At 54.6% G+C, this 21,558-nt stretch carries 19 protein-coding genes and 3 tRNA genes; 7 read left to right on the top strand and 15 right to left on the bottom strand.

The window, feature by feature from the left end:
* Window positions 1-25: 25 nt before the first annotated feature.
* From LH86_RS00800 to luxS, 7 genes are all read left to right on the top strand, one after another.
* A tRNA-Arg gene (locus tag LH86_RS00800) sits at window positions 26-102 on the top strand.
* A 201-nt stretch (window positions 103-303) separates the two neighbouring features.
* Window positions 304-380: transfer RNA gene (locus tag LH86_RS00795), tRNA-Arg, on the top strand.
* 66 nt (window positions 381-446) lie between these two features.
* A tRNA-Arg gene (locus LH86_RS00790) sits at window positions 447-523 on the top strand.
* Between the two features lie 293 nt (window positions 524-816).
* Window positions 817-1,383 carry a fructose-1-phosphate/6-phosphogluconate phosphatase gene (gene yqaB, locus LH86_RS00785; protein ID WP_039297558.1) on the top strand — a complete coding sequence of 189 codons (567 nt, stop codon included), beginning with the start codon at window positions 817-819 and terminating at the stop codon, window positions 1,381-1,383.
* A complete protein-coding gene (locus LH86_RS00780) occupies window positions 1,380-1,808 on the top strand; it encodes a YqaA family protein (protein ID WP_008458252.1) in 429 nt (142 codons plus the stop codon). Before yqaB ends, LH86_RS00780 begins: the two co-directional genes overlap by 4 nt.
* Window positions 1,809-1,884: 76 nt before the next feature.
* Window positions 1,885-3,441 (top strand): glutamate--cysteine ligase, encoded by a 1,557-nt coding sequence (gene gshA / locus LH86_RS00775; RefSeq protein WP_039297555.1) that lies wholly within the window; start codon window positions 1,885-1,887, stop codon window positions 3,439-3,441.
* 156 nt (window positions 3,442-3,597) lie between these two features.
* Window positions 3,598-4,113 (top strand): S-ribosylhomocysteine lyase, encoded by a 516-nt coding sequence (luxS, locus tag LH86_RS00770; RefSeq protein ID WP_008458247.1) that lies wholly within the window; start codon window positions 3,598-3,600, stop codon window positions 4,111-4,113.
* Between the two features lie 58 nt (window positions 4,114-4,171).
* Here the strand turns inward: luxS and dsbI are convergent, their stop codons facing one another.
* The 15 genes from dsbI to nrdH form a co-directional block, all read right to left on the bottom strand.
* Window positions 4,172-4,861, bottom strand: a complete 690-nt coding sequence (gene dsbI, locus LH86_RS00765; RefSeq protein ID WP_039297553.1) for a protein-disulfide oxidoreductase DsbI — start codon at window positions 4,859-4,861, stop codon at window positions 4,172-4,174.
* Between the two features lie 12 nt (window positions 4,862-4,873).
* Entirely contained in the window at window positions 4,874-5,545 is a 672-nt protein-coding gene (locus LH86_RS00760) for a thiol:disulfide interchange protein DsbA/DsbL (protein ID WP_039297550.1), read from the bottom strand.
* Between the two features lie 81 nt (window positions 5,546-5,626).
* The gene (locus tag LH86_RS00755; RefSeq protein WP_039297546.1) at window positions 5,627-7,423 is read right to left on the bottom strand and encodes an aryl-sulfate sulfotransferase; all 1,797 of its coding nucleotides are present in this window, start codon (window positions 7,421-7,423) and stop codon (window positions 5,627-5,629) included.
* A gap of 324 nt (window positions 7,424-7,747) precedes the next feature.
* Window positions 7,748-9,286, bottom strand: coding sequence for a multidrug efflux MFS transporter permease subunit EmrB (gene emrB, locus LH86_RS00750; protein ID WP_039287050.1), 1,539 nt, complete (start codon window positions 9,284-9,286; stop codon window positions 7,748-7,750).
* A gap of 15 nt (window positions 9,287-9,301) precedes the next feature.
* Window positions 9,302-10,474: a multidrug efflux MFS transporter periplasmic adaptor subunit EmrA gene (gene emrA / locus LH86_RS00745; protein ID WP_039297543.1), complete on the bottom strand. Its 1,173-nt coding sequence runs from the start codon at window positions 10,472-10,474 to the stop codon at window positions 9,302-9,304.
* A 135-nt stretch (window positions 10,475-10,609) separates the two neighbouring features.
* Entirely contained in the window at window positions 10,610-11,140 is a 531-nt protein-coding gene (mprA, locus tag LH86_RS00740; RefSeq protein WP_008458241.1) for a transcriptional repressor MprA, read from the bottom strand.
* Between the two features lie 455 nt (window positions 11,141-11,595).
* Window positions 11,596-12,774, bottom strand: coding sequence for an MFS transporter (locus LH86_RS00735; RefSeq protein WP_039297540.1), 1,179 nt, complete (start codon window positions 12,772-12,774; stop codon window positions 11,596-11,598).
* Window positions 12,775-12,981: 207 nt separating this feature from the next.
* Window positions 12,982-13,974 (bottom strand): glycine betaine/L-proline ABC transporter substrate-binding protein ProX, encoded by a 993-nt coding sequence (gene proX / locus LH86_RS00730; protein ID WP_039297536.1) that lies wholly within the window; start codon window positions 13,972-13,974, stop codon window positions 12,982-12,984.
* A gap of 55 nt (window positions 13,975-14,029) precedes the next feature.
* Window positions 14,030-15,109 (bottom strand): glycine betaine/L-proline ABC transporter permease ProW, encoded by a 1,080-nt coding sequence (gene proW / locus LH86_RS00725; protein WP_039297533.1) that lies wholly within the window; start codon window positions 15,107-15,109, stop codon window positions 14,030-14,032.
* Entirely contained in the window at window positions 15,106-16,305 is a 1,200-nt protein-coding gene (proV, locus tag LH86_RS00720; RefSeq protein WP_039297530.1) for a glycine betaine/L-proline ABC transporter ATP-binding protein ProV, read from the bottom strand. Before proV ends, proW begins: the two co-directional genes overlap by 4 nt.
* A gap of 255 nt (window positions 16,306-16,560) precedes the next feature.
* Window positions 16,561-17,751, bottom strand: a complete 1,191-nt coding sequence (locus LH86_RS00715; protein WP_039297527.1) for an alginate lyase family protein — start codon at window positions 17,749-17,751, stop codon at window positions 16,561-16,563.
* Window positions 17,752-17,785: 34 nt separating this feature from the next.
* Window positions 17,786-18,748, bottom strand: coding sequence for a class 1b ribonucleoside-diphosphate reductase subunit beta (nrdF, locus tag LH86_RS00710; protein ID WP_039297525.1), 963 nt, complete (start codon window positions 18,746-18,748; stop codon window positions 17,786-17,788).
* Between the two features lie 22 nt (window positions 18,749-18,770).
* Window positions 18,771-20,915: a class 1b ribonucleoside-diphosphate reductase subunit alpha gene (gene nrdE, locus LH86_RS00705; protein WP_039297522.1), complete on the bottom strand. Its 2,145-nt coding sequence runs from the start codon at window positions 20,913-20,915 to the stop codon at window positions 18,771-18,773.
* The gene (nrdI, locus tag LH86_RS00700; protein WP_039297519.1) at window positions 20,888-21,298 is read right to left on the bottom strand and encodes a class Ib ribonucleoside-diphosphate reductase assembly flavoprotein NrdI; all 411 of its coding nucleotides are present in this window, start codon (window positions 21,296-21,298) and stop codon (window positions 20,888-20,890) included. Before nrdI ends, nrdE begins: the two co-directional genes overlap by 28 nt.
* Complete coding sequence (gene nrdH / locus LH86_RS00695) at window positions 21,295-21,531, bottom strand: glutaredoxin-like protein NrdH (RefSeq protein WP_039287022.1); 237 nt, start codon at window positions 21,529-21,531, stop codon at window positions 21,295-21,297. Before nrdH ends, nrdI begins: the two co-directional genes overlap by 4 nt.
* Between the last annotated feature and the right edge of the window lie 27 nt (window positions 21,532-21,558).

Below are 21,558 nucleotides of genomic sequence, written 5' to 3'. Positions count from 1 at the left end.
AGTAGTAAAAAGCAGTAATCCCGATGCATCCGTAGCTCAGCTGGATAGAGTACTCGGCTACGAACCGAGCGGTCGGAGGTTCGAATCCTCCCGGATGCACCATATTTTCCCGCATCATTAGCGATGTAGGTGTGACAGAGAAAGTTAATTTCTCCGCCAGCACCAGGGAGGATAACGTTGCTTCAGCAACGGCCCTTTAGGGCAAGCCTTCGGTGAGTCATCCTCCCGGATGCACCATTCTTCTCCGGTATTGCCTGAGAATGTAGGTAGTACTGAGTCAGCAGTAAAAGTAGTAATCCCGATGCATCCGTAGCTCAGCTGGATAGAGTACTCGGCTACGAACCGAGCGGTCGGAGGTTCGAATCCTCCCGGATGCACCATTCTTCTCCGGTATTGCCTGAGAATGTAGGCAGTACTGAGTCAGCAGTAAAAGCAGTAATCCCGATGCATCCGTAGCTCAGCTGGATAGAGTACTCGGCTACGAACCGAGCGGTCGGAGGTTCGAATCCTCCCGGATGCACCATATTTTCCCGCATCATTAGCGATGTAGGTGTGACAGAGAAAGTTAATTTCTCCGCCAGCACCAGGGAGGATAACGTTGCTTCAGCAACGGCCCTTTAGGGCGAGCCTTCGGCGAGTCATCCTCCCGGATGCACCATATTCCCCTTCAATACTTCATTTAAACTCCCCAGTTATCAACATACCGTTCAGCTTTCAATACTCCTTATTCGCAATAGCGCCTCTACCCGCAGACAGCGACAATTTCAGCCATTTACGCTAAAGTACCGCCTCGACATTCAGTGAAGTGAGGGTGAGATGTACGATCGCTATGACGGTTTAATCTTTGATATGGACGGTACGATCCTTGATACGGAGCCGACTCACCGTAAAGCCTGGCACGAAACCCTTGGCCGCTATGGCATGAGCTTCGACGAGCAGGCGATGGTTGCCCTGAATGGCGCGCCAAGCTGGAAAATTGCCGCGGCAATTATTGAAAGCCACAATGCCGATCTCGATCCCCACAGTCTGGCGGCTGAAAAAACCGTTGCCGTTCGAGCCATGCTGCTCGATACCGTACGTCCGCTGCCGCTGATTGAAGTGGTGAAAGCCTGGCATGGCCGCCGCCCAATGTCGGTTGGCACAGGGAGCGAAAGCGATATTGCGGAAGCGCTGCTTAAGCATCTTGGCCTGCGTCAGTATTTTGCGGCGGTGGTGGCAGCAGATCATGTTAAACACCATAAGCCAGCACCTGATACCTTCTTACGCTGCGCTGAACTGATGGGCGTGGCGCCGGAGAAATGCGTGGTGTTTGAAGATGCTGATTTTGGTCTTCAGGCTGCGCGTAGCGCGGGTATGGATGTTGTGGATGTGCGCTTACTGTGAGCGACACGCTATCGCTCCTTTCACTGTTCACCAGCAGCTTCCTGAGTGCGACGCTGCTGCCGGGGAGCTCGGAAGCGGTACTTGTGGCGCTTCTGGTTGCCGGTAGCGGCCCGGTATCGGTTCTTGTGATAATAGCAACAATCGGTAATAGCCTTGGCGGTATGACTAACGTTATTCTGGGGCGCTTTTTCCCGCAGCGTATACAATCGCGCTGGCAGGGGAAAGCGACTGACTGGTTGACTCGTTTTGGCCCAGCAACGTTATTACTGAGCTGGATGCCGCTGATAGGCGATCTACTGTGTCTGCTAGCCGGGTGGTTACGCCTGAGCTGGGGGCCGGTGATATTCTTTTTATGCCTTGGCAAAGCGCTACGCTACATCGTTGTCGCGGCTGCAACGGTACAAGGCATGGCGTGGTGGCACTAATTGCGTGGGATGAGTCTTCATCACCGGCGAAAACAATTATGCTTATTAAAATAAATTCGACAGGCGGGAGGTCAATTTGATCCCGGACGTATCACAGGCTTTGGCCTGGCTGGAAAAACACCCTGAAGCAGTAAAAGGCATTTGCCGTGGTCTTGAGCGTGAAACGCTGCGCGTGACGCCAGAAGGCGATTTAGCCACCACCGGGCATCCTGAAAGCCTTGGCTCAGCGTTTACGCATAAATGGATTACCACGGACTTCGCCGAAGCCCTCCTGGAATTTATTACTCCGGTTGATGGTGACATTGACCATATGCTGACCTTCCTGCGCGACATTCATCGCCACACGGCGCGTGAGCTGGGCGAGGAACGTATGTGGCCGCTGAGTATGCCGTGCTACATCGATGACGGCCAGAACATCGAGCTGGCGCAGTACGGTTCTTCTAATGCGGGGCGTTTTAAAACCCTGTACCGCGAAGGGCTGAAAAATCGCTATGGCGCGCTGATGCAAACCATTTCCGGCGTGCATTACAATTTCTCCCTGCCGATGGCTTTCTGGCAGGCAAAATGCGGCGTACAGGATGCAGAAAGTGGCAAAGAGGCAATTTCTGCCGGTTATTTCCGCCTGATCCGCAACTATTATCGCTTTGGTTGGGTTATACCTTACCTCTTCGGTGCTTCTCCGGCGATCTGCTCTTCGTTCCTGCAGGGGAAAGAGAGCGCGTTGCCGTTTGAGAAAACCGAATGCGGCATGTATTACCTGCCGTATGCCACTTCATTACGCTTGAGTGACCTGGGTTACACCAACAAGTCGCAGAGCAATCTGGGCATTACCTTCAACGACCTGAACACCTATGTTGATGCGCTGAAGCGGGCGATTAAAACCCCGTCAGAAGAGTACGCTAAGATTGGTTTGATGAAGGACGGCAAGCACCTGCAGCTCAACACCAACGTGCTGCAAATTGAAAACGAACTCTACGCACCGATTCGTCCAAAACGCGTGACGCGTGACGGAGAATCGCCGTCAGATGCGCTGCTGCGTGGCGGTATCGAGTATATCGAAGTGCGTTCTCTGGATATCAACCCGTTCTCACCCATCGGCGTGGATGAGCAGCAGGTTCGCTTCCTTGACCTGTTTATGATTTGGTGCGTACTGGCGGATGCGCCGGAAATGAGCAGCGACGAGCTGCTGTGCACCCGTACCAACTGGAACCGCGTGATTCTGGAAGGACGTAAGCCTGGACTTACCCTTGGTATTGGCTGTGAAACGGCTCAGCACCCGCTGTCAAAAGTAGGCAAAGATCTGTTTACCGATTTACGTCGCGTGGCGGAAACGCTGGACGGCATGACCGACAGTCAGGAGTACCAGCAAGTTTGTGACCAACTGGTCGCCAGCTTTGACGATCCAGAATTGACGTATTCAGCACGTATTTTACGTTCTATGATTGATAACGGGATTGGCGGCACCGGCCTTGCGCTGGCCGAACAATACCGTCAGATGTTGACTCAGGAGCCGTTGGAAATTTTAACTGCGGATGCCCTGCAGAAAGAGCATGATGCTTCATGGCAGCGTCAGCGGGATATTGAGGCGGCGGATACGGAGTCGTTCGATAGCTGGCTGGCGAAGAAGGCCTGACAGAAAAGAAAATGGCCACATACTTGTGGCCAAATATTCATCTCTGAATAACAGGGATGATGATAACAAATGCGCGTCTTTCATATACTCAGACTCGCGTGCGTAAAAATAGTTTCAATTATTTTAAAAAAAAATCATTTTATCGGAGGTGACCAGATGCCGTTGTTGGATAGCTTCACAGTCGACCATACTCGTATGGGTGCGCCTGCAGTCCGTGTAGCCAAAACTATGCACACGCCACACGGTGACACCATTACGGTGTTTGACCTGCGCTTTTGTGTCCCAAACAAGGAAGTGATGCCGGAAAAAGGGATCCATACTCTGGAGCACCTTTTCGCCGGTTTTATGCGTGACCACCTGAACGGGAACGGGGTAGAGATCATCGACATCTCCCCAATGGGCTGCCGCACCGGGTTCTACATGAGCCTGATCGGTGTCCCGGCTGAGCAGCGCGTGGCGGATGCCTGGAAAGCGGCGATGCAGGACGTGCTGAAAGTGAAAGAGCAAAATCAGATCCCAGAGCTGAACGTTTACCAGTGTGGGACGTATCAGATGCACTCTCTGCAGGAAGCGCAGGATATCGCGCGCCACATCATCGAGCATGGCGTCAGCGTCAACAGTAATGATGAGCTGGCTCTGCCGAAAGAGAAGCTGCAGGAGCTGCACATCTAGTTTTGTGCACACAGTAATAAAAAAGGAGCCATATGGCTCCTTTTTTATTACTGTCGTTTTAGCAAGTCTGCTGGCCTGTGGTTTTACCTCCTCTGGCAAGCTTTATTCCCCAGGCGATTGTCATCACCAGCAAAATAATGAAGCAGGCGCCAAAGGCAAGGAAGCAGGCCTGCGCCATGTTCATGAACTTGATGGACGGAATGAGATACCACCCTTCGGCCTGAACGTACATATCGACGAAGAACTGCTGGATGCTGCTCAGGGTTACGCCTTCCGGAACGAGAGGGGCATCAAAGCCACAATCGCCGGTCGGAAGAAACCAATCGGGAGCCCACTTTGCCAACGGCAGGCCAAAAGGGAATGTGGGATCGGTGGAACATCCCTGCACGCCGAATAGCGCATCCGGACTATGAACCGCATGGTGGATACCGTTGAGCTTAATGGCATACCCAAGGCCGATAATAGAGCCGTAAAAAGCCGCGATGCAGCCTGTCAGCTTAAGCACCAGTATCTTCGGATTAATCGCGGCAATCAGCCCGCCGATAACCATGACGAACATTGCAAAACGGATATATACGCACTGCTCGCAGGGCGCCATGTAGAGATAGATTTGGAAAAACGAGTGAGCGAGGATAATCAGACCGCCCATCGCCACCACCATCAGACACCATAGAAAACGCTGTTCCTGCCACCTCACCAGCGTATCCACCGGTGAGGTACGCAAGTTTTTCCACATGTTCTTCAACATATTGTGAAATCCCTATTTTTCGGCCAGCTCCCGAATCAGTTCAGCCAGCGAATCGATAGACTTAATGCTCTTTGTCATGATCAGGTATTTGCCATTAACGACGTAAGCGGGAACGCCCTGGATCTTCGCCACGTCATAGGAGGACGCTTTCCATTTTTCCAGAGTCTCCTGAACGGCAGGCTGTTTTAACGCGGCCTCAAAGTCGGCTTTGTTCATACCCGCGGCGTCCAGTCCCGTTTTGATAAAGGCTTCTGGATCTTTACCGTCAGACCAGCGCTGTTTCTTGTCGTGGTAGGCAATGTAGTACGCAAATTTGGCTTTTTTAAACTGAGATTTGTCGTCAAAAATAGAGATGCCGGCCGCGTGATCTTTTGCCAGCATGACTGCAAAAATTTCGCTGCCCTGGAGGCCGTACTGACCTTTGGTTTCCAGATGGAAAGGGGCAAATGTGACGATATCGGCGACTTTTTTAGCCACCGGAGCGGTTACGGCTTTGTCGTACTTGTAACAAAAAGGGCAGTCGTAGCTGAACACCTTAATCAGGGTTTTTTCCGCATTTGGAATCGGCTTCTCCAGAACAATATAGTCAGTTCCTTCGGTAAAGGCTGAAGCCAAAAACGACGTAGCCAGCAAGCCTGCGCACAATGCGCCTTTGAAGAGTCTTTTTAATGGACTGGTATACATAATGGGCACTCCTTAGCACTTAATTTGTTTTTAAATCAGTACAAAGCTATAAAGCCCTGCCAGTCAGGGCTTTGAGATCGTTTACTTAAACATGTTTTCAGGGCGAACCAGAACGGCGCGATAGTGCGCCTGGTTGGGTTTGTCAGACAGAACATCGATTTCGACTTTCACGTCCTTGGTTGTGTAGTCGATTTCGTTCAGTTTGCCGATGGTCGGTTTGCCTATCTCAAACAAGTTAATTGAGCCGCCGAAGCCGAACATGGTGTCACGGTCTTTTTGGTACTCCACGATGGAAGTGATCGGGCTGTACCAGTCGTAGCCGCGATCTTTACCGTATTCCCATACCTGTTGGACAGTCATGTTTTGTTCGTCGATCTTGTACTCAACAAAGCGGGAATACTTCATAGTTGGCAGGGCGGGTTGCTCAAGGCCTCTGCCATCCCCGTTATCAAATACCGTCAGTGTGCCTTTGCTGGAAAGCCAGGCGGTATGCTGCGTATAGCTGAAATCGAAATCGGTGTTCTCGCACTTGCCGTTGCTGGCGCACTTGAGTGGTTTACCGTTGGCGTCAACCGGCTTGAGCAACTTAGGCGCCAGCTTCTCGTTCCAGCCTTCCGCTGGTGCGAGGATCCACTTCACCTGCTTGTCACGAGTGATTTTCACTACGCCCTGATGGCGGAATGACAGGATGATAGCGTCGTCTTTCTGGTCGTATGCAATAGAGTTTACGTGTGCCCAGTTGCGCCCCGGCCCGACACCCAGCGCATCGCCGAACGGTGTATCGGGTTCCAGCTTGGCGGTCTTGCCCGCGTTGTCTAAATCGACGTTAACACAGACAGCCCCCGCGTCCAGTGAGCCAAGCAGGCTGTCGCGCAGCGGGTCAAGAATCAGGTTCAGGTCCCACACGTCAATGACTCGGCCAGATTTGTCAACTTCAATGATGTGGTCGCGGATGGTGTGAACACGCTGGCCATCTTCGCGAACATAGTTCCGCTTGCCAACGCGAAGCAGCACGGTGCCTTTAGGGGTCTCAACAGATTCATGGGTCGCATCCATGTAGCCACGCGGCAGCTTATGGTCGACCAGGAATTGACCGAGCATATCAAACTCATACCAGTGTTGACCCTGCACGGCCGTGAACGTGCCGCGTGGGGTTTCGCGAATACCCATGAGATATCCGCGCTTGTTGATGTCAACATCGTGGCTGTTGTATATGGCATCCTGAGACAGCCACCAGCGATATTCCCCTTGCGTATCGACAACGAAGGTAAACGGCGGTATGTCAAACGGCAGGGCACCTGATGCCGGACCCGCATCAAGGAGGCCGGCATTCTTATCTTTCTCGCCGTGCCAGTGCAGGTCTGCGCCCTGAGCGTTAAAGGTATGGGTGTTGACCAGATAGAGGCGGTCTTCAAAGCCCTTTGCAACCTTGACCACCTTCGTTTGCTGAAGATCGCTCAGGGAGCGGTTGTCCATATATTTGTTGGAGATGGCCGTTGTTCTGATCGTGTACTCGTCCTTTATGAGTTTGCCCTTTTCTTTAAACTCGACGGTCACCTTGTTCTCATGCTTTTGATACAGGCCGAAGATCGGTACGCCATCATAGTTTTTTAGCGACTGCGCGCCGACGCTGTAGCTGATCGGCACCCCTTTGTCTCCTTTGCCATGAATGGTGACCTTTACATCAGTAATTTTATGCCCGGCCATGTCTATCAGTGCCGTCAGCGGGGCATTGCCGTAGGGGTCTACTATTACAGCACCGAGGCTGGCCGCTGAGGGGGCCGGCGGCATCCCGGCGGCAATAGCGCCCGTGGCCGTCAGGCCAAATGCCAGAGCGACAGTGCCTGCGACCAACGTTTTCTTGGCTTTGGTAAACATAGATATCTCCTTAGTTAGCAATATTAATGCTGGGATTACATCCTGGTAAAAATCTATTTTCCTGCCCGGTTTTGGTGCTAAAGGGTTCTAATGTTTTCTAATTGAAGTGCATTAATGAAATTTATGTAACTTATTGATTTTATTTTTATTACTTGAGGGTGGTTGTTTGCGGCGATGATAGGATTTTTAAAAAAAGAGGGCAATTGAGTTTCCACTCTGATTGCTGTCAGAATTTTCTGACTGATAATAAATCGTGAAGGGTGAGAGATATTTTAGGTTGGGAAGTAGGAGCCTCCGGAACGAAGGCTCCTTTAGTGAGAAATGTCAGTGCGCGCCACCGCCGCCACCGCCCGCCCCGAAAGGCGGTTTGGCAAACCACACCAGGCCAAGCAGCAGAATAAACACCCCTGCCGAGAACCAGAAAATCTCGTTGGCGGAGATGATCAGCCCCTGGTTGGTGATCTGCTGGGCGATGTAGCCGGAAGCCTGCTGGTGCGACATGCCTAAACCCTGCAGCTGGTTGTAGGTTTCAACCGAGTTCGGGTTATACGGCGTGACAGACTCCGTCAGCTGCGCATGGTGCAGCGACTCGCGGTTCGTCCACAGCGTGGTGGTTATCGACGTCCCAATCGAACCCGCCAGAGTACGGGTAAAGTTCGACAGGCTCGACGCCGCGGCAAGGCGCTCCGGCGGCAGGCCAGACAGGGTAATCGTGGTCAGCGGCATGAAGAAGCACGCCACCGCAAAGCCCTGAATAAACTGCGGCCAGGCCGACGCGGCGAAGTCCATGCCCGGCTCAAAGGTATATGCGCGCCAGTAGAAGCACACCGCATACATAATGAAGCTGAAGGTCACCAGGCGGCGCATATCGAGCTTGTGCGCGAAGCGGCCGATAATTGGCGATAGCAGCACCGGGATGACCCCCACCGGCGCGGACGCAAGCCCGGCCCAGGTCGCGGTATAGCCATATACTTCCTGTAATAGCTGCGGCAGCAGCACAATCGCGCCGAAGTAGAGCATGTAGGCGAGACTGATACACAGACAGCCGATGGTAAAGTTTCGCGACTTAAACAGCGACAGATCGACTATCGGGTTATCGTCGGTCAGCTCCCAGACAATCAGGAAGCTGATGGTGACCACCGCAATCACCGTCAATACGATGATTTCCGTCGAGTTAAACCAGTCCAGCTCTTTACCCCGGTCGAGCATGATCTGCAGGCTACCGATCCCAAGTACCAGCAAGGCAAGCCCCACGCCGTCAATACGGCGCTGCTCGGTTCGGGTTTCGCGGCCTCGCAGGGCCTGCAGGCTCATCAGCACCACGACGATACCAATCGGCACGTTGATGAAGAAGATCCAGCCCCAGTGATAGTTGTCGCTGATATAGCCGCCCAGAATCGGGCCGCAAATAGGCGCCACGATCACCGTCATCGACCACAGTGCCAGCGCAATGCTGCGCTTGGCGGGCGGATAGTTGCTCAGCAGCAGGCTCTGCGACAGCGGAATCAGCGGCCCGGCAACGATCCCCTGGATAACGCGGAAGAAGATCAGCATCGTCAGGCTGTTCGACATGCCGCACGCCCAGGAGGCGATAGCAAACAGCACGGTCGACCACAGGAACAGCCTCACTTCCCCGAAGCGTTTTGCCAGCCAGCCGGTGATTGGGATGGAGATGGCGTTCGCCACCCCAAACGAGGTGATAACCCACGTGCCCTGGCTCAGAGATGAGCCAAGGTTACCGGCAATCGTCGGGATAGCCACGTTAGCGATGGTGGAGTCCAGCACCTGCATAAAGGTCGCCAGCGACAGGGCGATGGTCATAATGACCAGCTGGGCGCCTTCTAGCGGTTTTTGTTGTGCCATACACCCTCCGCTTTATTAACCCGCATTGGCCTGAATAATCTGGTCAATAAGCTGGTTAGCCGGCGTTAGATTCAGCTCACGCGCGTTACTCTCGTAAACCGGCGTGGTGCGGGTCTGAGATGACAGTACGCTCCCGTCGCGGTTGCTGGTATCCACGTTTACCAGCGTGGACAGGCCGATACGCAGCGGATGTTGTTCAACCTGTTTGGCATCCAGCTCGATACGAACCGGCAGGCGCTGAACCACTTTGATCCAGTTCCCGGTGGCGTTCTGCGCTGGCAGCAGCGAGAAGGCGCTGCCGGTGCCCATATCCAGGCCGACAACTTTCCCGGTGTACTTCACGTCATCACCGTAGATATCGCTGACGATGGTGGCTGTCTGGCCAATGCGCATATGCGCCAGCTGAGTTTCTTTAAAGTTAGCGTCAACCCACATACCGCTTGCAGGCACGATAGCCATCAGCGCCGTGGACGGGCTAATTTGGGCGCCAACCTGCACGGCACGGCGGGAAACATAGCCGGTCATTGGGCTAACGATAGTGGTGCGCTGCAGCGCCATCCAGCTGTTACGCACTTCGGTCGCCGCCTGTTGAACCGCAGGCTGCTCTTCCAGTTTGGTACCGAGAATCATGGCCTGGTTGGCGTTGTATTGCTGCACGGCCACATCCAACTGAGCCTGAGCGCTGGTGACCGCATCACGGGCGTGCTGCAGTTCTTCGCGGCCAATCAGATTGGCACTGCCCAGCGGAATACGGCGGTTCAGGTCGCTTTGCGCCTGTGCCAGAGCCGTTTTCTGCAGTTCGATATTGGCCTGATACTGCTTGCTGTTGATCATCAGCTGGCGAGTCTGCCGCACGCTGGAGGCCAGTTGGGTTTTGGCCTTCTCGAACGCCTGTTCTGCGTCGGCGCGGTCGAGGCTGACCAGCACGTCACCCTGTTTCACATAATCGGTATTGTCCGCCCAGACTTTGGTGACGCTACCGGAAACCTGGGCCATGATCTGCACCTGATTTCCTGCCACATAAGCATCATCGGTCTCTTCATAGTGACGCAGCACCAAAAACCAATAGATTCCATATGCCACAGCAATAATGACAAAGAGCAAGGTCAACAAGATCAGGGCGCTTTTACGCTTCCCCTTCTTGTTAGCCGGTTGCTGCGGGGCTTGAGTCTCCGCATTTGCGCTCATGCTAATCTCCACCTGGTTATTATTATTTCCGGTCAGCTGAGCCGACCTGTTAGACCTGACAGGCCAGCAAGGAGATTGCTGGCCTGAAAGTAGTTTTGAAATCGGATTGTTGTCAGACGTACAGACGGTGAAAGCTTAGCTCAGAGCTTCAAGGATCACTTTGTCCTCTTCCATCTGGTCGAGGCGGTTGAGCAGCTTACGGGTGATTGTTTCCAGCTGTGTTTTTTCGTCAGCATCCAGAGCGGACCACAGTTGATGCAGGCAGTTATGCTGCGGTGGCAGTACCTGACGCAGGAATTCGTGACCTTTTTCGGTCAAATGCAGATGCAGGCAGCGGCGGTCGTTGTCGCTTTCACGGCGCTCAATCCAGCCGCGTTTTTCCAGCTCATCGGCAATACGCGTGGCGTTAGTGCGGGATGAACCCAGCGCGCAGCTCAGTTCAGAAGGCTGGATGCTATGGTTTTCCTGGGACTCAAGGGTAATGAGTGCCATGAATAAGGTCTCGTTGATCCCCTGCGCCTTCAGCATCTTATTGCGGTTTTCCAGCAGTTTACCCTGCATGTGCATACAAAGACGCGTCAACAGAACTTCCTGGTACGGGAACTCCTGATAACGTTTGGCGCGGAACTTCAGCATTTGTTCTATGGGCGTGAACGAACTATCCATTTTGGCATAACCTCATTAGTTGCAGCCGATATAGTAACGATGGTGACAAATAAAGTAAATGCATTATTTATACGTTTATATGCGTTTGTATACGTTTATATACGTTTGGTTGTTGCCACCATCGGCGTAAACCACGCTAAGCCGTAGCCCAGAGCGCTAAGCAGCGTGGGGAGAGAAAATGGGTTTCGAGTGGTATAACGGCGTTTAACGGCAGCGAAGCCGGAGGCTTTGTGCCTTGAGGACAGGAGAAATGGCAATGGAAACGCTGCTTTCAGACTGAAGAACAATTCCGCCCCGTGGCGGTTGTCGGCTGAAACAGTTGCGGGTCTATCCATATAGGGTGTTAATAAATAACCTGCGTTAATGTCACTCGAATTAGTAAACGGGGACAACCTTAACAGACTGTCCCCGCCATTACATCTTCAATTTCCCTTACGGGAAGCGACGATATCGCGCTAATCGGCCTGCCGCTGGTATCCGCGCCACCACACTACCAAATTTAGTAGGGCGACGCTGGCGCCAGCAATACACACCCCGTTCCAGCCAGCATGTTGGTAAGCGCTCGCTGAAATTAGAGACCCCGCCGCGCCGCCAATGAAGTAGCTGGTCATGTACCCGGCGGTCAGTCGGTTACGGGCTTCCGGCATCATGCGATAGATCAGGCTCTGGTTGGTGATGTGGACACCCTGGACGGTGAGATCCAGCACCAGAATACCCACAATCAGGGCGATGGCAGAGAACTGACCAAAAGCGATCGCTGCCCAGGAAAGTAACAGCAGCAGCAGGCCAATAGTGGTGGTGTGGTGCCCTTTGCCTTTATCAACCAGCCCGCCAGCGGGGCGAGCGCCGAGTGCGCCAGCAGCTCCCGCAAGGCCGAACAGACCGATGACCCCTTCGGAATAGTTAAACGGCGGGGAAGCCAGCAGGAACGCCATCGACGTCCAGAGAATGCTGAAGTTGGCAAAGGTCAGGCAGCCCAGCAGGGCGCGGGTGCGCAGCAGGCTATTTTTAATAAACAGGCTGAAGATAGAGGTCAGCAGCTGCGGGTAGTTGAGGTGGCTGTCCTGCTTCACCTGCGGCAGTCCGCGCCACAGGGCCAGCGCCATCAGCGCCATCAACACGCTGGCAACCCAATAAACGGTGCGCCAGCCGCCAAGGCTTGCCAACAAACCGGCCACGGTACGTGCCAGCAGGATCCCAAGCAGCAGCCCGCTCATGATAGTCCCGACCACTTTCCCGCGCTTTTCCGGTGCCGCGAGCGTCGCGGCAAACGGCACAAGAATCTGCGCCACCACGGAGAAAAGCCCGGTCAGCGCGGTACCCAGAATCATCATCCACAGGGACTGGCTGGTGGCGGTGATCAGCATCCCACCTGCCGCCAGCAGCGTCATAAAGACGATCAGCCCCCGGCGCTCGAACATGTCGCCAAGCGGCACCAGCAGTAACAGGCCTGCGGCATAGCCGAGCTGGGCAGTGGTAACGATAAAACCGGCCTGATTCACCGAGAGCGAAAAGGCGTTTGCGATGGTATCGAGCAGCGGCTGCGCGTAGTAGTTGCTGGCAACCGCGAGGCCGGTCGCGACGGACATCAGGACGATCAGCGCCGGGCTGAGTTCGTGAGTGTTGTTTTTCATTATTATCTTCAACTTGCCAAAGAGAGGTCTGAATAATAGCGAAAAATGATGACAGCAGAAGCGAAGGTGGGTGTCGGATCGTGCGGTTATTGACCCTCACCCCGGCCCTCTCCCTGAGAGGGAGAGGGGAAAAGAAGGAGGAAGGCAAATATGTGTGCCGGTTTATTCCCTCTCCCCTTTGGGGAGAGGGTTAGGGTGAGGGGCTGTTTATTTCGCCGCTAATGCCTCTTTCACCCAGCCGTCAAACTGCGCCTGGTGCGCCTTAATCCAGCCGTCGACGTGGCCGTTAATGTCGGCCTCAGAAGACTTACCGTTATGCATCATCGCATTCTGGGCATTGATATCCGCCAGCGGCAATTTCATGATGGCAAACAGCTTCGCCGCCTGTGGGTTTTTCTCGGCCCAGGCCTTGTTGGCCACAATGTGCATGGTGTTCACCGGGAAGCCGTAGTTCGCCCCGTTAGGCAGTTTAGTATCAATATCTTTCTGCTCGCCCGGCAGGGAAGAGAACGGCACCTGCAGCCATACCACGTCTTTGCCCGGCTTCAGCACATCGCTCACCCAGTACGGCGTCCAGGTGTAATACAGCACCGGCTTACCTTCTTTGAAGCGCGCGATAGTGTCGGCCATCATCGCCGAGTAGTTGCCGTGATTCACGGTCACGGTGTTCGCCAGCTTATAGGCTTCATTCTGGTGATTAATCACCGCCTCGCAGCCCCAGCCTGGCGTACAGCCCATCATGTCAGCTTTGCCATCGCCGTTGCTGTCGAACAGTTTGGCGATTTTCGGATCTTTAAGCTGCTCGATATTGGTGATGTGGTACTGGTCGGCGGTTTTTTTATCGATAAGGTAGCCCTGAGCCGCGCCGGTCACGAAGGTCCCTTCCCGGTAGAATTTCTTGCTCCCGCCCGCCGCGGAGTACATATCATCATGCAGCGGCTGCCAGTTAACGGCGGTGAAGGTGGCGTCGCCGGAAGCGATGGAGGTGTAGCCGACGTTATAGTCGACTTCACTTGGCTTGTTCACGGTGTAGCCCATTTTCTCCAGCGCGCGGCTAACCAGCAGCGTCTGGAAGGTTTCTTCGGCTATGGTGCTCTGTACCGGTTGAACGGTAATGCCTTTGCCCGGCAGGTCCGCGGCAAAAGCGCTGGTGGTAACGAGTGTCGCAAGAGCTGTGGCTAAAATAGCGTTGTGTCGCATCGTTATTCCTTTTTAATGGTGATGGCGCGAGGGGCGGCCGAAGCCGCCGCCAGGCTTATTTCATGAAGGGACGGGTCACAAGACCCAGCGGGCCGGTGGTATACCAGCGGCGGTTGCCACGGGAGCGGGAGTCGCGCCCAATGGACTGAGTCAGGCGGTCGAGAATAATGGCGAGGATCACGATCCCCACGCCACCGACCGTAGCCAGACCCATATCGAGGCGGCCAATGCCGCGCAGCACCATCTGGCCGAGTCCGCCCACGGCGATCATCGACGCGATAACCACCATCGACAGCGCCAGCATCAGCGTCTGGTTAACGCCGGCCATAATGGTTGGCGTCGCCAGCGGGAGCTGCACTTTGAACAACATCTGGCGCGGGCTGGCACCGAATGAACGCGCCGCTTCAACCAAATCTTCCGGCACCTGCTTAATGCCCAGGATAGTCAGGCGTACGATAGGCGGCAGGGCAAAGATTATCGTCACCACCACGCCAGGCACGTTGCCGATGCCGAACAGCATCACGATAGGCACCAGGTAAACAAACGCCGGGGTGGTCTGCATGGCATCGAGCAATGGGCGAACGATTTTCGCCGCACGTTCGCTGCGCGCCAGCCAAATCCCGAGAGGCAGACCGAGCACCATACAAAACAGCAGGGCCGTCAGCACCAGCGCCAGGGTGACCATCGCCTGCGACCAGGCACCAATCGCCCCAATGGCGACCAGCGAGATCAGCGTGGCGACGCCCATGCCGAGGCTGGACATCTGCCAGGCAATCAGCGCAAAGACGATAATCGCGACCGGGGCGGGCATCCCCAAAAGCAGCTGCTGGAAGCCGCTGAGAATATAATCCACCGGCACGCGAATGCCCTGGAACACCGGGCGGAAATGGGTCACCACCCAGTCGATCCCCTCCGTCACCCAGCTGTCGAGAGGGATCAGCGTTTTGTGGAACGGATCCAGAATATTGAAATGCTCAGGCGCGGCTGCCGGGGCTGAATTCAGCCAGTCAGCGCCTCCGCTGGTGGCCGCATCCGACGCCGGAGCGCCCCATGCGTCTGCAGACCCTGCTGCCTGACTGGTTGCGGCGTCTGTTGCCGCGCTGCCGGTATCCCACGGATTATTTGCGTCACTCATTGACTTGCCCCCTCACGATCTAATGCCTGCAGCAGCACCCCTTTTGAGATGATGCCCACGTACTGCCCCTCTTCACTGACCACCGGCACCGCGCACGGAGCCTGGCCGACATGAGAGAGCAGATCGCTCAGCGAGGTTTCGGCGGAAACCGCCTCCGGGGAAGCCAGGAACGCATGGTCCAGACCTTCGCCCGCCGCCAGCGCCGCTTTTAGCGAATCGGTGGAGACGATGCCAAGGAATTTTTGTCCGCGCTCAATGACATATCCATATTCGCGGTCGTCATCCTGCAGCAGTTTCAACGCCGAACGAGGGCCAAAACCGCTGGTTTTACGCAGTAACCCAGCCGGACTACGGCGGGCGATATCTTTGGCGCTAAAGACCTGGCTGATGTCCACGCCGCGGAAGAAGGTGCGCACGTAATCGTTCGCCGGATTGTTAAGGATTTCATCCGGCGTGCCGACCTGCACCACTTCACCGCCCTGCATAATGGCAATGCGATCGCCAATACGCATGGCTTCGTCGAGATCGTGGGAAATAAACACGATGGTGCGCTGATGTTTTGCCTGCAGCTTAATTAATTCGTCCTGCATTTCGGTTCGAATTAAAGGGTCGAGCGCGGAGAAGGCTTCATCCATAAGTAATATGTCTGGATTAATGGCCAGCGCACGGGCTAAACCTACGCGCTGACGCATTCCGCCGGACAATTCATCGGGGTAAGCATGGGCATAATTCTCAAGCCCGACCTGACGCAGCGCATCCAGCGCTTTTTCATGCCGTTCTTTGACCGAAATTCCCGCAAGTTCCATACCGAAAGCGGCATTATTTAATACCGTCATATGCGGCATTAAAGCAAAGGACTGGAAGACCATTGCGATCTTTTTTTTGCGCACCTCGCGGAGTTCTGAGTCTGATATTTTGGCAATATCAATGCCGTCAATCAGCACCTGTCCACGGGTGGGTTCAATCAGGCGATTGAGAAGGCGAACCATGGTGGATTTTCCTGAGCCGGACAACCCCATGATGACAAAAATCTCGCCTTCTTCAATGGCCAGACTGGCGTCTTTTACGCCAAGCGACAGACCCGTTTTTTCCAGTAATTCACTCTTGGAAATGCCCTTCTCAATGTATTTGAATGCGCGCTGCGGATGCTCGCCAAATACTTTATATAAATTTTTTACTTCTAATTTAATTGCCATGCAATAAACGGCTTCCTGTATTTGATTTATTTATAGATGATTCCTGATGGAAATATTGACCGGTATATACCCTAACATACTAAGAATCTGAGGCAACCCTCGATTCTGTGATATCAAAATATCCGCGCGATGAATGTGGGTGAAATTTCCCATGAGCTCTGGGCTGAGAGGGAATAAATGTGGTGGAATATTTTTTGTCAACGAGGTGAATATTCGGCCTGAATCTGAGTGATTCAGGCTGAAATGACAGGTGTATTACGGCTGAGAAATTAAATTAATAACGGCAGTTTTATTCCGGTTCAGCAGCCATTTGGCTTTATCTGTAAATGTATTATTTTCCCGCCAGGCATGTGCGGCGGTAACAATATTCTCCAGGGCTTCATCAGGCTTGAAGGGCTCTATATTGGGCCAGGGCCACGGGGTTTGGCTATCGACAAACTGGGCGATATACAGGTAGCCATTTTCCAGGCTGTGTTCACCACTTTTGGCCTGCCAGACATTGACCCCAACTTTTTCACCCAACAGCCCTAACGGGTTCCAGGCATCCAGAATAAAGTTGCTGTAATGCCAGGATCTGGTGCGCTCAATTTCGGTCACCGGCACGCCTTTGGCGTCAAACTGCACCGGAATGCGCTGGGTGGCAGAAATCAAACGCTGTTTGGCCGCGTCCTTATCCCCCAGCCACAGGGCAATCGCGGCGGCCTGAACGTCGTACCAGGTGCCGTGGTTATTTTCAGCCGCAGCCTCTTTTTGGCCGTTTTCGCTGGTGGTCAGCCATTGATAATAATCCCGATACCACTGCCTCAGCGAGCGCCAGGTTTTATCGTCCAGTTTGCCGCCGTCGTGCAGCAGTTCAATGGCGTCGATCAGCCGCACAAAGCCGCGTCCATCGAGAATACCAGTGCCGCGCACGCCTTTTCGCCCGGGAATGGTTTGGGCGTGAGCTAGATTCGGCGTCATACGGGTTTCCGGCGTGATAAACCAGTTCACCAGCTGCTGGCGGGCTTTATCCGCGTAGGCATCTTTGCCGGAAAGTTGCCAGGCCAGCGCCAGATTCCATACGTCATCCGTCATGCTGTTCAGGCGGGCTTTGTCACTTTGTTTGCCGACGGCGGCGGGGTTGATCTGGCCATCTTTTCGCACCCACGGCAGGCCATCGGGGCTTTTAGGATCGGGCCACCAGTAGTCAGAAAAGCTGTAATAGTCGTGGGGATCGCCTGCCGGCGCACCGGGGCTTTTTTGGGTGATGCTGTAGAGCGGATGAATCAGCGCCTGGTCGGCTTTATGCTTGAGGGCTTGCCAGGCGGGCATGAGATCGGGATTTTGCTGGCTAATCTCTTGCTTACTGTGCGCCAGCTGTGCCGTGTCCAGCAGCAGCGGGGCGCCAAAGGCTAACGGTGCGCAGCCGCAAAGCAGCGCCAAAACAGAACAACGAAATAACGACATAGGCCACCTCGCAAAATGCTCAGCGGCCAGATTACTAGAAATCCCAGTCCTCGTCCTCGGTTTCCACCGCCTTGCCCATCACGTAGGAGGAGCCTGAGCCGGAGAAGAAATCGTGGTTCTCGTCGGCATTGGGAGACAGCGCGGCGAGAATGGCCGGGTTAACGTCCGCCATCTCCGCCGGAAACAGCGCCTGGTAGCCCAGGTTCATCAGTGCTTTATTGGCGTTGTAGCTCAGAAACGCCTTCACCTCGTCTTCCCAGCCCAGTTCACGGTAAAGCGTTTCGCTGTACGCCAGCTCGTTATCGTAGAGATCCATCAGCAGATCGAGGGCAAAGTTTTGCAGCTCGGTCTGGCGTTCGGGGCTCTGCTGCACCAGCGCTTTCTGGTACTTGTAGCCGATGTAATAGCCGTGCACCGCCTCGTCGCGGATGATCAGCCGGATGAGATCGGCGGTGTTGGTGAGCTTGCCGCGGCTGGAGTAATACATCGGCAGCCAGAAGCCAGAGTAAAACAGGAAGGACTCAAGGAACACGCTGGCAATTTTCTTCTTCAACGGGTCGTTGTCCCGATAATGGCCCAGAATAATCGAGGCTTTACGCTGCAAGGCTTCGTTCTGCTCGCTCCAGTCGTAGGCGGCGTCCACGTCTTTGGTCTGGCAGAGCGTGGAAAATATCGAGCTGTAGGAACGGGCGTGTACCGCTTCCATAAAGCTGATATTCGACATCACTGCCTCTTCGTGTGGCGTCAGCGAATCGGCCATCAGCGCCGGGGCGCCCACGGTATTCTGAATCGTGTCCAGCAGCGTCAGCCCGGTAAACACGCGGATAACGAGCTGCTGCTCCTGCTCGCTGAGCGATTGCCAGGCCGGAATGTCATTAGAGAGCGGCACCTTCTCCGGCAGCCAGAAGTTACTGGTCAGGCGGTTCCAGACCTCGAGGTCTTTATCGTCCTCGATTTTGTTCCAGTTGATGGCGCTTACGCGCGTCAGTTGCGTCATTTTCTTTCCTTGTGCTTTCGCGTTATAGCGCGCAGGACACGCAGCCCTGCACCTCGGTGCCTTCCAGCGCCAGCTGCCGCAGACGAATGTAGTAGAGCGTTTTAATGCCTTTCTTCCAGGCATAAATCTGCGCTTTATTAATGTCGCGGGTGGTGGCGGTATCGCGGAAGAACAGCGTCAGCGAAAGCCCCTGGTCAACGTGTCGGGTGGCCTCGGCGTAGGTGTCGATGATCTTTTCCGGGCCGATGTCGTAGGCGTCCTGGTAAAACTCAAGATTGTCGTTGGTCATGAACGGGGCAGGGTAGTACACACGCCCGGTTTTGCCCTCTTTGCGAATCTCAATCCGGGAGACAATCGGGTGAATGCTCGAAGTCGCGTGATTGATGTAAGAGATCGATCCCGTCGGTGGGATAGCTTGCAAATTTTGGTTATACAGGCCGTGTTCGCGTACATCGTCGCATAGCTGTTGCCACTGTTCGCGGGTTGGAATCGCAATCCCCGCTTTGGCAAACAGCCCCCGGACTTTCTCCGTTTTTGGCTCCCATGTTTGCTCGAGGTACTGGCGGAAGTATTCGCCGCTGGCGTAGCGGGATTGCTCAAAACCGGCAAAACGCTGCTGCCGTTCACGGGCTAAAGCATTGGAAGCGCGAAGCGCGTGCCAGGTGATGGTGTAGAAATAGATATTGGTGAAATCCAGGCCTTCCGCTGAGCCGTAGGCAATGCCCTCGCGCGCCAGGTAGCCGTGCAGGTTCATTTGCCCGAGGCCAATGGCGTGGGAGGCGGCATTTCCGGCTTCGACCGATGGCACTGAGCGAATATGGCTCATATCAGACACCGCCGTCAGGCCGCGAATGGCGGTCTCCACGGTGCGGCCAAAATCTGCAGAATCCATGGTATGGGCGATGTTCAGCGAGCCAAGGTTGCAGGAAATGTCTTTGCCCGTCTGCGCGTAATCCAGGTTTTCATCGTAGGTCGAGGCGCTGTTTACCTGCAAAATTTCCGAGCAGAGATTGCTCATGTTAATGCGCCCGGCAATCGGGTTGACGCGGTTAACCGTGTCTTCAAACATGATGTACGGGTAGCCGGACTCAAACTGGATCTCCGCCAGCGTCTGGAAGAAGTCGCGGGCGTTGATCCAGCTTTTGCGAATGCGATCGTCATCCACCATTTGCTGATAAAGATCGTTGACGCTGATGTCGCCAAACGGCTTGCCGTAGATTCTCTCCACATCGTAAGGCGAAAACAGCGCCATCTGCTGATTGGTTTTGGCGAGCTGGAAGGTAATGTCCGGGATAGTTACCCCGAGCGACAGCGTTTTAATGCGGATCTTCTCGTCGGCATTTTCCCGCTTGGTATCGAGGAAGCGCAGGATATCCGGGTGGTGCGCGTTAAGGTAAACCGCCCCCGCGCCCTGGCGTGCGCCAAGCTGGTTGGCGTAGGAAAAAGCGTCTTCCAGCATCTTCATTACCGGGATCACCCCTGAAGACTGGTTCTCAATGCGTTTGATGGGCGCCCCGGCTTCACGCAGGTTGGAAAGCAGGAAGGCGACGCCACCGCCGCGTTTGGACAGCTGAAGCGCCGAGTTAACCGCGCGGCCAATCGACTCCATATTGTCCTCAATCCGCAGCAGGAAGCAGGAAACCAGCTCGCCCCGCTGCTTCTTGCCGCAGTTGAGGAACGTTGGCGTGGCGGGCTGGAAACGGCCGCTGAGCATCTCTTCCATCAGGCGTGTGGCAAGCGACTCATCTCCCTGCGCCAGGGTCAGCGCCACCATGCAAACGCGGTCCGGGAAATGTTCCAGATATTGCTTTCCGTCCCAGGTTTTCAGGGTATAGCTGGTGTAGTACTTCCAGGCCCCTAAAAAGGTCTGAAACTGAAAGCCGCTGCCGTGGGCTCTGTCGAACAGGTCGAGGATAAACGGGCGTGAATAGCGGGTTAGCACGGCATCGTCGTAATAGTGTTCTGCCACCAGGTAGTCCAGCTTAGCCTGCAGGCTCGGGAAGCTGACGGTGTTCGGTAAGACGTGCTGCGCGAAGAAGCTTTCTACGGCCTGTTTGTCTTTATCAAACTGGATGTTTCCCTCTTTGTCATAGAGGTTGAGCATGGCGTTGAGGGCGTGGTAGTCCACGCTTTCCGTCGCTAAACGGACTGCTTCTGTCGTTGCCAAAATTCGCTTACTCCCTTACGCACGTTGTCGATGTCTTGCGGGGTGCCCAGTAGCTCAAAACGGTAGAGATAAGGCACCTGGCACTTTTGTGAAATGACGTCTCCGGCCCGGCAAAACCCTTCGCCAAAACTGCGGTTGCCGCTGGCGATCACGCCGCGGATCAGCGCGCGATTTTTCGGGTTGTTCAGGAAGCGGATCACCTGCGGCGGTACCGCCCCGGCAATGCCGCCGCCGCCATAGCTGGGCACGATTAAAATGTAGGGTTCCGTCACTTCCAGGCGCGCTTTTACCTCCAGGGGAATGCGTAAGGCGGGTAGCCCCAGGCGTTCGATAAAACGCAGGGTGTTTTCCGACTCGCTGGAGAAGTAGACGAGGGTGCTCATACGCTGGCGGCAACGCACAGGCGATTGATCATATCCGGGCGAAAACCACTCCAGCTTTCGGCTTCTGTTACCACCACCGGCAGCTGGCGGAAGCCTTGGGCTCTCAGGTCGTCAGCCGCCTCTGGACACTGATCGAGATTAATCATTTCGAAGGCAAAACCCCGGCTCTCCATCGCCCGTTTTGTAGCATGGCACTGAACACAATCATCTTTAGTGTAAATAGTAATGCGCATGATTCGTATTTCCCTTTAGAATAATGG

It is taken from the genome of Cedecea neteri, from assembly GCF_000758325.1.
Classification (GTDB): Bacteria; Pseudomonadota; Gammaproteobacteria; order Enterobacterales; family Enterobacteriaceae; genus Cedecea; species Cedecea neteri_B.
Note: the sequence above shows the minus strand (reverse complement) of the source record. Positions and strands in the feature narration are given on the sequence as shown.